Below are 14,708 nucleotides of genomic sequence, written 5' to 3'. Positions count from 1 at the left end.
AAATTTGTATTTTTGTACTCATTAAAAATGAAATAATATGGGACGCGCATTCGAATATAGAAAAGCTTCTAAAATGGCTCGTTGGGATAAGATGGCCAAAACATTTTCTAAAATTGGTAAGGATATTTCTCTCGCCGTAAAAGCCGGTGGACCAGATCCCGATACAAATCCAGCATTAAGACGATGCATACAAAATGCGAAAGGAGCCAACATGCCTAAAGATAATGTGGAACGTGCAATTAAGAAAGCAAGTGGTGCAGATGCGGAACATTATGAAGAGATTACCTATGAAGGTTACGGGCAAGGCGGAGTAGCATTCTTCGTTGATTGTACAACAAATAATCCAACCCGAACTGTAGCCAACGTTCGTGCGATTTTTAATAAGTTTGATGGCAATCTGGGAAAGAATGGTGAACTCGCTTTTATCTTTGACAGAAAAGGAATTTTTTCATTGGATCGTTCTTTAATTAATATGGATTGGGATGATTTCGAAATGGAAATGATAGACGGAGGTGCAGAAGAAATTGATCACGATGATGAAGAAGTTTTTATCACCACCGCATTTGAAGATTTTGGAGCATTTTCTCATAAACTTGAAGAGTTAGGAATAGAACCCAAAAGTGCGGAGATTCAGAGAATTCCAAACAGTACCAAAGAGGTTTCAGAAGAGCATTTTAAAATTAATATGAAAATGCTGGAACGTTTTGAAGATGATGACGATGTTCAAAATGTCTTTCACAATATGGAAATTACAGATGAGTTAATGAACTCATTATAATAAGTTTACCCAAAGAATTGCTTTGGGTATTTTTATTGAAAACTAAAATATTTCAGTCTAAAATTTATTTCACAAAAAAACCAAAACTAATCAATGTAGTTTTGGTTTTTTATATTTTTGAACTTTTTAGTTTTATTTTAGAACATTCACTTCCAAAAAGCTGTCGCCAAATATTTTGATAAATGCTTTCGTATAGTCTTCTTTCGTTGCAAAGTTTGGATTTTCTAAGAACTTCTGTGGATTCACAGCAAATAGTGGAAACCAAGTACTGGAAATCTGAATCTGAATTTTATGCCCTTTTTTGAATGTGTGGAGTACATCTTGTAATTTCACTTCTACTCCAGTCTTTTGATTAGGAACCAGCGCTTCTCCTTTCTCTCGGGAGTTTCTAAATCTTGCTGGCATAATTTCGCTTCGAACCATTTGATGGTAATTTCCATAAACAACACCATCCTTTTTTTCTTTTGGAACAAAATCTTGCGGATAGACATCAATTAATTTTACCGCAAAATCTGCATCATTTGAAGTTGAAGTCACTTTTAATTTTGCTAAAATTTCCCCAGTTAAAGTAAGATCTTCCGTTAAGATATCGGTAGTGAAAGTTAGTACATCTGGTCTTCCCTCAGCAAATCTTTGATCCTCACTCATGTAATTTCTAGGGGTGAAACCATTAAACTCTTTTAAATTATCGGAACTCAAAACTGGATTGTTTGGATCACTATAATATTCCGAAAAAGTTGAAGAAGTCGTGTTTTTTAATGTTCCATCAGCAAGATAGAAATTCACTTTTTGAGTGTTCTTTGGGGGATAAGTGGTGAATTCTTTCCATTTCATTTTTCCGGTGTCAAACATGGTAGCTTCGGGTAAACCTGCATCAACTTTAGAATTTCCTTTTAAATAATGTTTGAAAAATGGTGTTTCTAGTTTGGTTTGGTAGTAGGTTGAAATACTATCTCCGAAATAGATTTCATTATGGAATTGTTTTCCCGGTTCTCTTGACCAGGCACCGTGAGAAAATGGTCCCATCACAATCGTATTCTTTGCTTTCGGACTGGTCTTCTCAATTGTTTTATAAATATTTAATGGACCTGATAAATCTTCAGCATCAAACCAACCACCAACGGTCATTACCGCATGGTTAATGTTTTTTAAATGAGGAAGCAAACTTCTTTTTTGCCAATATTCATCATAGTTTGGATGATTCATAATTTCAGTCATAAAGAAATTATCTTTATAATACTTGTCGTAACCATCTTTCAAAGTTCCCATGTCTCTGTAAAACTTTAATCCATCTTCAGAGGTTTGTTTTACAAAAGTATCCATGTACCACGCTTTATCTTCTGGCTTTGTTTTCTGAATTCCAAACACAGGAAAGGTGCGGAAATAACCGAGCATGAATTTTCCATTATGTAGAAAATCATCATTCCAAAAATCAGAAATCGGCGCTTGTGGAGACGATGCGACCAAAGCAGGATGCTCTGAAAGTGCTCCCGCAGCCGTATAAAATCCAGGATAAGATGTTCCGTACTGACCAACTTTCCCGTTATTGTTCGGTGTGTTTTTCAATAGCCAGTCAATAGTGTCGTAAGTATCTGTACTTTCATCAACATCTTTTTTTGTCTTATGTGCAACTTGCGGCGTCATATTGGTAAAGGTTCCTTCGCTCATATACCTGCCACGAACATCCTGATAAACAAAGATATATTGGTCTTTCATCAAATACTGATTTGGACCTAAAGATGCTTTATATTCATTTTCACCATAAGGAGCCACACTATAACAGGTCCTTTGCATTAAAAATGGATATTTATTCGATTTGGAAATATCTTTCGGAGTATAGATAGAAGTGAATAATTTTACTCCATCTCTCATGGGGATATAAACTTCTTTTTTGGTGTAATGTTCTTTAACAAAAGTATTGTCTGGTCTATTTTGCGCCAGTCCAAAAATAAAGCAGAACATAAAGAAAATGTGAAAGTATTTTTTCATAGAATTATTTTGAACGAATTTATGAAATAATTTATAGAAATTTGAAACAGAAAAACCCAACGATGGAATTATTTGAAAACTTATCGGATCCAGAATTTAATTTGCTTCCAAAAGATGGAACCGTTAATTACTATGGTAAAATTTTCAGTTTGGAAGAGGCGACTCATTTTTACAAAATACTTTTAGAAACTATTGAATGGAAAAATGATGAAGCCATCATTTTTGGCAAGAAGATTTTAACCAAAAGAAAGGTTGCATGGTATGGGGAAGAAGAATTTGAGTACACCTATTCCAAAACGACCAAAAAAGCCCTTCCGTGGACGAACAAATTATTAGAATTGAAAAAAAAGGTCGAAGAAAAAACAGGAGAAAAATTTAATTCTTGTCTGCTCAATCTTTACCATAACGGTTCAGAAGGAATGGCTTATCACAGTGATGGAGAAAAGGATTTGAAGAAAAATGGAGCAATTGCATCTTTAAGTTTCGGTGCAGAAAGAAAATTTTCTTTTAAACATAAAACCACCAAAGATAAAGTAGAACTCCTTTTAGAAAACGGAAGTTTACTGGTAATGAAAGACCAAACGCAGTCTTTTTGGCTCCATCGTTTACCGCCTACCACGAAAATACTTATGCCCAGAATTAATTTGACTTTTAGGACTATCGTAAAAAAAGTATCCTAAAGATTATTGAAAAATCACTATATTTGAATTAGCAATAAATCGAATTTATCGACTTTATTATCAATGATTTGCAAAAGTTTTATGAAAAATTTATCATTTTTAAATAATTTGGCAAACATTTTATTATTATTTTTGAAATAATTTTTAACAATAAACCAATTTAATTATGAAAAAAACAATCGCAATGGCTGCATTAGCACTTGCCGTATCTTTCGGATCAATCTCTTGTAAAAAGAAAGTTTCCGATGCGGATTTGCAAACACAAGCTACAACAATAGTAACTTCTAATCCTAATGCTTCCGTAGAAGTAAAAGACGGTCAAGCTCATTTAAGCGGAACATTCGCTGATCAAGCTTCCAAAGATCAAATGATCGCTTCTTTGAAAGCAATTCCAGGAATCAAAGACGTTCATGATATGTCAACTGTTGAAGCGCCAGTTGTAGAAACAGTTTCAGCGGTAGATCCTGCAGTTCAGCAAAGTGTTGCAGATGCTGTTAAAGATTTCCCTTCTGTGAAAGTCGAAGTTGTAAACGGTGAATTAACTTTAACCGGGAACGTTTCTCCTGAGCAAGCAAGAAAAATTAAAATGTCTGTAGATGCTTTAAAAGCAGGAAAAGTTAATTATAATTATACTGTAAAATAATCAAAATGAGCACATTACAAGATAAGTACGCAAGCGTAATTTCTGCAGCACAGTCTGCCGGAGTTTCAAATCTTCAGGTTTCAGAACAAGACGGAATTCTATATGTTTCAGGAAGTACCACTTCATCTGCAGCGAAAGATGCAGTTTGGAATGCACTTGGAGCAATCGATTCTACCTACTCGGCTTCTGATATTAATGTAGATGTTCAGGTTGCAGGATTGGCTGCTGGAGCATCTCTAAAGGTGGCTACAGAATCTTCAAACCTTAACCTTAGACAAGAACCTTCTACAGAAGCTGCTGTTGTTGGTAAAGCAGCAAAAGGCGCATCGGTAACTTTGGTTGAACAAAGTTCTGATGAGTGGTGGAAAGTTAAAAATTCTGACGGTGTTGAAGGTTATGCTTACGCAAGATATTTAGAAGCATAGTTTTAACGCTATTAAAATACCAAACCTCTGATTGTTCAGAGGTTTTTTTATGGGCTGTATGCCGCGGTGGATCGAGCATTGCTCTATACTCTTTTTGCCCATGCTTTCCCTACTAAAAAAGAATTTTCAATTCAAAACGAGGAATGGGTTTACACGATTCAATTAAAAATATAAATGGAGTGAGTCAATTACTTGTGCAGAGATCGCAAGATTTAATTATATAAAATAAGAGTGGGTCAAACGCTTGCACATCGTTCGATTATTTAATTAAAATCAAATTAAAAAGAATAATCTTTTCTCAGAGATGTCACTTAGGAATATCTTTTGTTAAACGTCTTCAAGTTATTTTGTTTTTTTTGAAATCTATTTTAAATATTGTTTATGAAAAAGTTCTATTTTTTATTAGTTTTTCTCGCTATTAACTTAGGTGCTCAAACGTACACCATTAGCGGTAAAGTCCAGGATCCTGAAAATAATCCAATAGAAGATGCTACCGTTACTTTACTGAAACAGAAAGATTCCTCGGTGGTCAACTTTACGGGAACCAGTACGACCGGAAGTTTCAGTTTTAAAGTCCCACAACAAAATGAACCGACTTTTCTACAGATTTCAAACGATAAATCCCGGGTGTTTTCAAGGAAATATGAAACCATCGATAAAAATATTGAACTCGGTATGGTAAGATTAGAACGAGATCTCGTAAGCGATATCGAAGAAGTACAAATTACAGTTTCTCCCATTAAAATCAAAAAAGATACGGTTGAATATAATGCCTCTTATTTAAAGGTTGATCCAAATGACAAAATTGATAAACTTCTGGAGCAAATTCCGGGCGTAGAAACTGATGAAGATGGAAAAATGACCGTCAACGGAAAACCGATTAATAAAATTTTAATTAATGGAAAACCTCTTTTCAATAAAGACGGAAAAATTGCGATGGAAACGATTCCGGCTGATTTAATTAAAAAGATTCAGATCACGACCTCAAAAACTAAAGAAGAAGAATTAACGGGTAGAACTCCTATTTCCGACAGTCTAACCATCAACTTCAACATTGATGAGAAAAATAATAAAGGAAATATTAAGAATTTCAATTTAGGTTACGGCACCAATAACCGCTATGATGTAAAAGGATTATTTGCAAAATTCCAACAACAAAGAAATATTGCTTTGATTGGAGGTATAAATAATATTAATGTTTCTAATTTCTCAGTAGATGGTTTCTTCGAAAAGAATAACAGGAATAATTCTGCCAATGGACGAACCGCAAGTACTGGGATTTTACGAACTTCGATGATTGGCGTGAATTACGCAGATAAAATTGGTGATAATTTTGACCTTGATAAATTTAGTTTAGAATATAAAGACAGCAATCTCGATACGTATTCGAAAACCTCCAGGACCACCTATTTGCCTGAATATAAACTGGATAATAATGCAGAACGAAGTGGTAACAGCGATAAAAAAACATTTGATTTTAATACCAACGCTACCCTCAAAATTAATAAACTGACAAACATTATTTTTTCTAGCGACTTTTCTAATAACGCTACCGACAATACTAGTGAAAGCATTGTTTCTACGCTTCGAGATGATGTTCTTTTGAATAGCAACCAAAGTTCCTCAAGCGGAAATACCGTTGCGAACGTTTTTAAACCAAAGATTGGTATTGTTAGAAAATTCGAAAAACCGAACCGTTCCTTATCTGCTTCAGTTAGTAATACTTTTTCGGAAAATAAAAACACGAATTATAACCTTCAGGAAACTTTGTTTTATCAATCTCCTGATCAGAATGATTACCGGAATCAACTTTCTAAAAATAAAAATTCAACCAATTTATTCAGTGCGAACTTTAAATATTACGAACCTATTTCGGATTCTGCGACGGTTTCTGTGGAAGTGAATTATGATCTTCAAAAATTAGATCGAGATTTGGTTGTTAATGATTTTGACTCGGGAACAGGTGCTTATTCAGATTTTAATGAATTATTGTCAAATACTTTGAACCAAAATAACAGTTTATTAAATACGGGTATTTCCTATAATTTAAATAAAAGCAAATATAATTTTAGAGCCGGAACTAATTTGAATACAACACGATTAGATATCAATTCGATTTATAATTTAGAAGATTACAATTTTCAAAAAAACTTTATGTTGCCGGAATATGATTTAATGTTAAATTATAAATTCAATAAAACTACCAGTTTACGAATTACTAATTCAGCTAAATTTAATATTCCACAAGTCACTTATTTAAATCCTTATATCGATACATCGGATCCTTTATTAACCGTTCAGGGAAATCCTGATTTAAAAAGTACGTGGCAAAATACGACAAACCTGAATTTTTCAACGATGAATATTCCAAAAGGAATTAATTTTTACGCCAGATTAGGTTTTAATTATACGGATAACGACATTGTAAATTATTCTTTTTATGATGATTCTGGGAGACAGTTCAGCACTTATGAAAACATCAGTGGAAATAAAAGAGCAAATTTCTCAACCTCTTTAACCAAAACGTACAAGTGGAATGGAAATAAATTAGACCTGAGTCCGTCATTCTCGACCAATTACAGTTTCAGAAAAGGGTTCATCGATGCCACAGAATTCACCAACAATATTTTTACACTTTCTCCAAGATTTAACGTCAATTTAAATCTGAAAGATGTTATGAATTTACGTGCGTCTTATGGAATTAATTACTCGTCATCCCATTACACCAACTATAGAATCGACAAAACAAATACGGCGCGTCAGAATTTATCGTTGCGACTTACCAATTATTTTTTCAATAAAACTTTGTTTTTCAGCAATGATTTCAACTTGACCAAAAACACCAATATCGGTTCTGATTTTAACCGAAATTCTTATTTCTGGAATTCAAGTGTGAATTATCAGTTTTACAAAAATCAGATGATGCTGAAATTAAGCGTTAATGATTTACTGAACCAAAGACAAAATGCAACGAGAACAATTGGAGATAATTATATAGAAGATCGCGAAGAACTTATTCTGAAAAGATATTTCATGCTTTCATTGGTGGTGAATTTAAACAGTTTCGGCGGCAAGAAAAGTTAATATTCTTTAGATCGAAATCTTAAACCTCTGATTTATCGGAGGTTTTTTTGTGGATTCTATCCAAGATTCAGTTCAAAATATAAAATAAGAATGAGCCAATCGCTTATCTGAAATAGAAATCTAACGGCTTTTTCACAAAAAAACATATATTTGTAATCTTACATTAAAAAAATCTCATGAAAGGTCAAAACAAACTATTCATCTTCATCATTATCGCTCTCGTAGTAGGGGTAATAATGGGTGGAGTTGTACATACTCAATATCCTGAAAGTTCCGAAGGATTCTCAAAAAACATTAAACTCTTAGGAACTATTTTCATCCGATTGGTTCAGATGATTATTGCACCTTTAGTATTTACGACTTTGGTCGTGGGAATTGCCAAAATGAGTGATATGAAAATGATCGGGCGTGTAGGAACAAAAGCAATGCTTTGGTTTATTACCGCATCTTTAGTATCGCTAATGATTGGACTTGTTTTTGTGAATTGGTTAGAGCCAGGTCGCGTAATGCAACTTCCAAAACCGGCAGCCGATGCAGCCGGAGATATGGTGAGCCACAGTCAAGGTCTTTCTTTAGAACAATTTGTAACCCATATTATTCCCAAAAGTTTATTCGAAGCATTTGCCACCAACGAGGTTTTACAAATCGTAGTATTCTCTATTATGTTTGGGGTCGCTTTAGCCAATATGGGTGAAGAATACACCAAGCCAATTGTTAGAGCTTTAGATATTTGTGCACACGCTATTTTGAAAATGGTTGGTTATATTATGTGGTTTGCGCCACTTGGAGTATTAGGTGCAATTGCAGCAGTAGTCGCAACCAACGGTTTTGATATTTTTAAAGTCTATGCGATTTATCTGCGAGATTTCTTCTTTGCCTTGGCAGTATTATGGTTTGTGCTTTGTATCGTTGGCTATATGATTTTAGGAAATCGTTTGTTCGAATTGTTAAGAAGAATTAAAGCGCCTTTACTCATTGCGTTTTCCACCACAAGTTCAGAAGCGGTTTTCCCGAAACTGGTTGAAGAACTGGAAAGATTCGGTTGTAACAATAGAATTGTATCTTTTATTTTACCGCTCGGTTATTCCTTTAACCTTGATGGAAGTATGATGTACATGACTTTCGCCGCAATTTTCATCGCTCAGATTTACGGAATCGATATGACGCTCGGCCAGCAAGTGATTATGCTTTTGGTCTTAATGTTAACATCAAAAGGTATTGCTGGAGTTCCCAGAGCAAGTTTGGTAATCATCGTCGCAACTTGTACCATGTTCGGAATTCCGCCAGAAGGGATTGCTCTAATTTTACCAATCGACCATTTCTGCGATATGGGAAGAAGTATGACCAATGTTTTGGGGAATGCCTTGGCAACCTCTGCAGTTTCTAAATGGGAAGGACAATTGGAGAATCACGGCGGAGATTTGTAATCGATTTAAAATATTTAATATAAATCCAACTTTTTCAAATAAAGTTGGATTTTCATTTTTAAAGAACACTTTCTTTAATCAAACATTTATCATAGATTTTACTCATTCTAAATAAGAAAAAATTACCTAAATTTGTACTTCAATTTTTAGTAGAAAATTATGTTGACAAAAGATAAAGTTCAGGCCTTTCTGAAAGAAATAGAAGTAGATGATTTGGTTCACAATTTCCAGGTAATGGGAAATGATGTGTATATCGATATGACCGCGCATTCACCAGCAATGCACGAAAAGAAAAAATTAGAAGCTGCCATGAAACAGGCATTCGCTTCGGAATTCGGTGAAGATGTTGTTTTAAAATTGAAAATCGCTTCTCCAGAACCTTCAGAAGTTCAGCAAAGTCAGATCAAAGGAAAACAAATTAAAGGGATTCAAAACATCATCGCTATCGCTTCTGGTAAAGGAGGTGTTGGTAAATCTACGGTTGCAGCAAACATCGCAGTAACTTTAGCAAAAATGGGTTTCAAAGTTGGAATTTTAGATGCCGATATTTATGGACCATCTGTACCAACCATGTTTGATACCGAAGGAGCAAAGCCAATTACCGTAGAGGTTGATGGTAAAAGTTTAATGAAGCCGATTGAGAATTACGGTGTAAAAATGTTATCGATCGGGTATTTCTCTGGAGCCAACCAAGCTGTAGTTTGGCGTGGACCAATGGCTTCAAAAGCATTAAACCAAATGATTCGTGATGCTGCTTGGGGAGAATTAGATTTTCTTTTAGTCGATTTACCTCCGGGAACTGGAGATATTCATTTATCCATTATCCAGGAAGTTCCGGTAACGGGCGCAGTAATCGTAAGTACCCCACAACATGTTGCACTTGCAGATGTGAAAAAAGGAATCGCGATGTTCCAAATGGAAAGTATTAATATTCCTGTGTTAGGATTAATAGAAAATATGTCGTACTTTACTCCTGAAGAATTACCAGATAACAAATATTATATTTTTGGAAATCAAGGTGCGCAATTTTTAGCAGAGGATTTAGGAATACCAGTTTTAGGAGAAATTCCTTTGATTCAAAGCATCCGTGAATCGGGCGATGTTGGGAGACCAGCCGCTTTACAGGAAGGTTCTAAAATTGCCGAAATTTATACCACAACAACTCAGAATATGATTGAAAGTTTGGTGGAAAGAAACAAAAATCTTCCAGCAACTGAAGCGGTAAAAATTACAACCATGGCGGGTTGCTCTCCTAAAAAATAATTACCGAATACTCCTTTTTTGGATGGGTGTCAGTTCACCACGGCGAATTGATGGTGGTTTTTATATTAACAAGAATGAATTTAAAACGATGAACAAGGAAATAAAACACGAAGATACCGTAACCAAGGTGATGGATGCCCTCGAAAGTATTCGTCCGTTTCTCAACAAAGATGGTGGCGATATCGAACTCATCGATGTAAGCGGGACTACCGTATTGGTGAAACTTCATGGCAATTGTAATGGTTGTCCGATGAGTTTGTCAACCATGAAACTTGGGGTAGAGACAACTGTGAAACAATTTGCTCCAGAAATTCTGGAAGTTTTAGCAGTAGATTAGTTTTGAATTTTTAGAGATTTAATGAAATATCGAAACGGGCCTTTTGTCCGTTTTTTTTATTGAAGTTCTATTATAGGAACTAATTTTATTTATTTCTATAAATTTAAATAGGATTGAAATTAAATTAATATTTTAGCAGATTAAACGATTTTTATATGATTGCCATAATAGACGGCGGTTCTACCAAATGCGACTGGGTGATTCTCGATAATTCCGGTAACCCTCATTTGAAGACCACAACCTTGGGATTTAATCCTAATATCATTAATCCTGATTTCATAGGTCAGGAAATTGATAAAAATCAAGAGTTGTTTTTCTTGAAAAATCATATAGAGAAATTATTCTTTTATGGTTCAGGTTGCGGTACTGCATCTAATGCAAAAAAAGTAGAGACTGAATTTGTAAAGTCTTTCCCACATGCAGAAGTAAGAATAAAAGAAGATATGACAGCCGCAGCGTATGCCGCTTATAATGGGAAGCCAGGCATTGTTTGTATCTTGGGAACAGGTTCTAATTCTTGTTTTTTCGATGGCGAAAAGATTAGACTTGATTTACCTTCACTCGGTTTTTTAATCGGTGATGAAGGAAGTGGAAGTGCTTTGGGTAAACATCTTTTGCGAAGATTTTTCATGAAAAAACTGCCTACAGATTTAGAACGGGCTTTCATTAAAAAATACAACTTAACCATTGAAGATGCCATAAAAAACATGTATCATAATCCCAGAGCCAATGCATATTTGGGAGAATTTAATCATTTTATTGCAGAACATAAAAGCCATTCCTATTTCCAGAATATGGTTTTTGACGAAATGAAAAATTTCCTCGAATACCAAGTTTTACCTTACCCAGAAGCGGGCGAAGTAGAGATTAATTTCATCGGATATATCGCCTATATTTATGAAGATATTTTGCGCTCTGCCGCCGCTGATCTTAATTTAAAAATCGGTAAAGTAGTGCAGAAACCAATTGAAAGTTTAGTAGATTATCATAAGAAATATATCCTGAATTTCAATTAACTTCTAATTTTATTAAAACTATTCACAGCATACAACGTTAGAGGTTTTGTATCTTTACACGTTCATTAAAACTATTCAAAATATGTCCATTAAAAATAAAAGAGACGAAAAAAACTTTAACCAAGCAGCCCTTGATTATCATAGTGTAGAACCTAAAGGTAAAATTGAAGTAATTCCTTCCAAACCACACTCTTCGCAAAGAGACTTGTCACTTGCCTATTCACCCGGAGTTGCGATCCCATGTTTGGAGATTGAAAAAGACCCAAAATTAGCCTACGAATATACAGCGAAAGGAAATTTAGTTGCTGTAATTTCAAACGGAACTGCAGTTTTAGGTTTGGGAGATATTGGTGCAATTGCCTCAAAACCAGTGATGGAAGGAAAAGGATTGTTATTCAAAATCTTTGCCGACATCAATGTTTTTGATATTGAAATTGATGAAAAAGATCCAGATAAATTTATAGAAATTGTTAAAGGTATTGCACCAACTTTTGGTGGAATAAATCTGGAGGACATCAAAGCCCCTGAAGCATTTTATATTGAACAGCGATTAAAAGAAGAACTCAATATTCCTTTAATGCACGATGATCAACACGGAACAGCAATTATTTCTGCAGCCGCATTGATTAATGCTTTAGAAATTGCAGGTAAGAAAATTGAGGAGGTGAAAATGGTTGTGAATGGAGCCGGAGCCGCGGCAATCGCTTGTACCAACCTATATCTTCAGTTAGGTTTAAAAAGAGAAAACGTATTGATGTGCGATTCCAAAGGAGTCATCAGTCACCATCGTGAAAACCTGACGCCAGAAAAAATAGATTTCGTAGTCAATACAGAACTGAAAACTTTGGAAGATGCTTTAAAAGGTGCTGACGTATTTGTTGGTCTATCTAAAGGAAATGTAATGACACCAGAGATGTTACTCTCTATGGCAGATAATCCTGTTGTTTTTGGTTTGGCTAATCCAGATCCGGAAATCGAATATGAACTGGCGATGAAAACCAGAAAAGACACCATAATGGCAACCGGAAGAAGTGATTATCCTAATCAGGTGAATAATGTTTTGGGATTTCCTTACATTTTCCGTGGTGCGCTGGATGTGCAGGCGACTGGAATTAATGAAGCCATGAAATTGGCCGCAGTTTACGCAATTGCTAATTTGGCAAAGGAGCCAGTTCCTGAAGCCGTAATTTTAGCATACAACTTAAAAGGTCTTAATTTCGGACGGGAATACTTTATTCCGAAACCGTTTGATAACCGTTTGCTGACCAAAGTTTCTGTTGCTGTTGCAAAAGCGGCTATGGAAAGTGGTATTGCGGGTAAACCGATTGAGGATTTTGAAGAATATGAAAATACCCTGCTCGACAGAATGGGTCACGATGAAAAACTCATCCGTATGATGCAAAACCGTGCTCGCTCAAATCCGAAAAGAGTTACGTTGGGTAATGCTGAGGAATATAATGTTTTGAAAGCAGCACAGATTCTTTATGAAGAAGGAATTGCACAACCAATTTTAATGGGTGAGAAAAAATTTGTCCTGGAGCAAATGAAGAAATTCGGTATTGAACTGAATGTTCCAATCATAGATCCAATGGATGATGATCAGGAAGAGAACAGAATTAAATATCGCGAGACGCTTTGGAAAATGCGTGAAAGAAAAGGAATGAACGAATATAAAGCAAAGCGATATGTTCGACAAAGAGATTTCTTTGGCCCGCTGATGTTGCATCACGGTGATACTGATGCTCTAATCGTCGGTTTCTCTAAAAATTATTCTTCAACTTTAAAACCAATTTTAAAAGTTATTGAAAAAGAAAAGGGAGTAGATAAAATCTCATCTATGATGATGATTATGACGGAGAAAAAACCCATCTTCTTTACAGACACTTCGATCAATCAAAATCCAACTTCGGAAGATTTGGTAAATATTGCAAGAATGGCTGAAATTACTGTAAAAACTTTTGCAATCGAACCGAGAATTGCAATGTTGTCTTTTGAGAACTTTGCTGGTATCTCCGAGACTTCTAAAAAAGTGGCAAAAGCAGTTTCTATTCTTCATGAGAAATATCCGAAAATGATTGTTGATGGGGAGATTCAGCCAGATTTCGCTTTGAATAGTGATCATCTTTCAGATTATCCGTTCTCGAAATTAGGAACAACGCCGGCAAATGTTTTTGTTTTCCCAAATCTTGAAAGTGCAAATATTTCTTATAAAATTATCCGTGGATTAAAAGTGGCGCAGGTTGTAGGTCCAATTTTAATGGGCTTGAAAAAACCTGTTCACGTTTTACAAATGCGCGCAAGTGTTGATGAAATCGTGAACTTAGCAACGATTGCGGTGCTTGATGCACAGCGAAGAGAGGAAGCATAATCTATTTTACAAATTTCACCAAGATTAGGAACTCCATGGCTGGAGGAAATAATTTTGGTGAAAATTTTATTTAGGACTAAAATTTACAAACGACTTATAAAAACACAAAAATGATTTATTCTTTAAAAGGAATTGTACAACAACTCAATCCAACTTCTGTCGTTATTGATGTGCAGGGAGTTGGCTATTTTGTAGGCGTCAGTTTACAAACATCTGAGAAATTGGGTTTAGGAAAAGAAACCTTTTTAAACATTCAACAAATTCTTCGTGAAGATGCCAACTTGCTTTTTGGCTTTAACACAATTTTAGAAAAAGAAATGTTTAATCTGTTAATAAGTGTTAATGGGGTAGGGCCAGTTTCTGCCATAATTATGCTTTCTTCTTTATCCCTAAATGAGATCGCTGCCGGAATTCTTTCTAATAACAGCGCGATGTTGCAAAAGGTAAAGGGAATTGGGGCAAAAACTGCAGAGAGAATCATTATTGATTTGAGGGATAAAGTCCAAAGATTCAGTGTTTCTGAAGAAAATATTTCTATATTTGTGAATAATAAAGTGAAAGAAGAATCGTTATCTGCATTAGAGGTTTTAGGAATTTCCAAGAAGATGAGTGAGAAGATTGCAGACCGAATTCTAAAGCAGAATCCGGATCTTTCGGTAGAAGATTTGGTGAAGCAAATTTTAAAAAATATTTAACAT

Annotated in this window: 12 protein-coding genes; 11 read left to right on the top strand and 1 reads right to left on the bottom strand. The window is 35.0% G+C overall.

Translation table 11 applies throughout. The annotated features are described in order from the left end of the window. Positions 1–37: 37 nt before the first annotated feature. Positions 38–778, top strand: a complete 741-nt coding sequence (locus tag PUH65_RS00700) for a YebC/PmpR family DNA-binding transcriptional regulator (protein WP_305517933.1) — start codon at positions 38–40, stop codon at positions 776–778. Positions 779–910: 132 nt separating this feature from the next. Here PUH65_RS00700 and PUH65_RS00695 read toward each other — a convergent pair whose 3' ends face one another. Further along, positions 911–2,767: a CocE/NonD family hydrolase gene (locus PUH65_RS00695; RefSeq protein WP_305517932.1), complete on the bottom strand. Its 1,857-nt coding sequence runs from the start codon at positions 2,765–2,767 to the stop codon at positions 911–913. A 62-nt stretch (positions 2,768–2,829) separates the two neighbouring features. On the opposite strand from PUH65_RS00695, the gene PUH65_RS00690 reads away from it, so the two are divergent. The 10 genes from PUH65_RS00690 to ruvA all read left to right on the top strand — a co-directional run bounded on the left by PUH65_RS00690 (position 2,830) and on the right by ruvA (position 14,705). Further along, positions 2,830–3,447, top strand: a complete 618-nt coding sequence (locus PUH65_RS00690; RefSeq protein WP_305517931.1) for an alpha-ketoglutarate-dependent dioxygenase AlkB — start codon at positions 2,830–2,832, stop codon at positions 3,445–3,447. Positions 3,448–3,613: 166 nt separating this feature from the next. Beyond that, the gene (locus tag PUH65_RS00685; RefSeq protein ID WP_305517930.1) at positions 3,614–4,090 is read left to right on the top strand and encodes a BON domain-containing protein; all 477 of its coding nucleotides are present in this window, start codon (positions 3,614–3,616) and stop codon (positions 4,088–4,090) included. A gap of 5 nt (positions 4,091–4,095) precedes the next feature. Next, positions 4,096–4,515: an SH3 domain-containing protein gene (locus tag PUH65_RS00680; RefSeq protein ID WP_305517929.1), complete on the top strand. Its 420-nt coding sequence runs from the start codon at positions 4,096–4,098 to the stop codon at positions 4,513–4,515. 381 nt (positions 4,516–4,896) lie between these two features. Further along, a complete protein-coding gene (locus tag PUH65_RS00675) occupies positions 4,897–7,599 on the top strand; it encodes a TonB-dependent receptor (protein ID WP_305517928.1) in 2,703 nt (900 codons plus the stop codon). A 176-nt stretch (positions 7,600–7,775) separates the two neighbouring features. Beyond that, complete coding sequence (locus PUH65_RS00670; protein ID WP_305517927.1) at positions 7,776–9,026, top strand: dicarboxylate/amino acid:cation symporter; 1,251 nt, start codon at positions 7,776–7,778, stop codon at positions 9,024–9,026. 159 nt (positions 9,027–9,185) lie between these two features. Then, positions 9,186–10,289: an Mrp/NBP35 family ATP-binding protein gene (locus PUH65_RS00665; protein ID WP_305517926.1), complete on the top strand. Its 1,104-nt coding sequence runs from the start codon at positions 9,186–9,188 to the stop codon at positions 10,287–10,289. An 88-nt stretch (positions 10,290–10,377) separates the two neighbouring features. After that, entirely contained in the window at positions 10,378–10,626 is a 249-nt protein-coding gene (locus PUH65_RS00660; RefSeq protein ID WP_305517925.1) for a NifU family protein, read from the top strand. A gap of 155 nt (positions 10,627–10,781) precedes the next feature. Further along, positions 10,782–11,642 (top strand): BadF/BadG/BcrA/BcrD ATPase family protein, encoded by an 861-nt coding sequence (locus PUH65_RS00655; protein ID WP_305517924.1) that lies wholly within the window; start codon positions 10,782–10,784, stop codon positions 11,640–11,642. An 82-nt stretch (positions 11,643–11,724) separates the two neighbouring features. Beyond that, positions 11,725–14,010 carry an NADP-dependent malic enzyme gene (locus PUH65_RS00650; protein ID WP_305517923.1) on the top strand — a complete coding sequence of 762 codons (2,286 nt, stop codon included), beginning with the start codon at positions 11,725–11,727 and terminating at the stop codon, positions 14,008–14,010. Between the two features lie 110 nt (positions 14,011–14,120). Further along, positions 14,121–14,705, top strand: coding sequence for a Holliday junction branch migration protein RuvA (ruvA, locus tag PUH65_RS00645; protein WP_305517922.1), 585 nt, complete (start codon positions 14,121–14,123; stop codon positions 14,703–14,705). Positions 14,706–14,708 lie beyond the last annotated feature (3 nt).

It is taken from the genome of Kaistella sp. SH40-3 (assembly GCF_030686865.1).
Lineage (GTDB): Bacteria > Bacteroidota > Bacteroidia > Flavobacteriales > Weeksellaceae > Kaistella.
Note: the sequence above shows the minus strand (reverse complement) of the source record. Positions and strands in the feature narration are given on the sequence as shown.

Bases quoted from the DNA above. Each gene is read 5' to 3' on its own strand.
- PUH65_RS00700 (WP_305517933.1), top strand. From the start codon at position 38: ATGGGACGCGCATTCGAATATAGAAAAGCTTCTAAAATGGCTCGTTGG.
- PUH65_RS00675 (WP_305517928.1), top strand. From the start codon at position 4,897: ATGAAAAAGTTCTATTTTTTATTAGTTTTTCTCGCTATTAACTTAGGT.
- PUH65_RS00665 (WP_305517926.1), top strand. From the start codon at position 9,186: ATGTTGACAAAAGATAAAGTTCAGGCCTTTCTGAAAGAAATAGAAGTA.
- PUH65_RS00660 (WP_305517925.1), top strand. From the start codon at position 10,378: ATGAACAAGGAAATAAAACACGAAGATACCGTAACCAAGGTGATGGAT.
- PUH65_RS00690 (WP_305517931.1), top strand. From the start codon at position 2,830: ATGGAATTATTTGAAAACTTATCGGATCCAGAATTTAATTTGCTTCCA.
- ruvA (WP_305517922.1), top strand. From the start codon at position 14,121: ATGATTTATTCTTTAAAAGGAATTGTACAACAACTCAATCCAACTTCT.
- PUH65_RS00685 (WP_305517930.1), top strand. From the start codon at position 3,614: ATGAAAAAAACAATCGCAATGGCTGCATTAGCACTTGCCGTATCTTTC.
- PUH65_RS00695 (WP_305517932.1), bottom strand. From the start codon at position 2,767: ATGAAAAAATACTTTCACATTTTCTTTATGTTCTGCTTTATTTTTGGA.
- PUH65_RS00655 (WP_305517924.1), top strand. From the start codon at position 10,782: ATGATTGCCATAATAGACGGCGGTTCTACCAAATGCGACTGGGTGATT.
- PUH65_RS00680 (WP_305517929.1), top strand. From the start codon at position 4,096: ATGAGCACATTACAAGATAAGTACGCAAGCGTAATTTCTGCAGCACAG.
- PUH65_RS00670 (WP_305517927.1), top strand. From the start codon at position 7,776: ATGAAAGGTCAAAACAAACTATTCATCTTCATCATTATCGCTCTCGTA.
- PUH65_RS00650 (WP_305517923.1), top strand. From the start codon at position 11,725: ATGTCCATTAAAAATAAAAGAGACGAAAAAAACTTTAACCAAGCAGCC.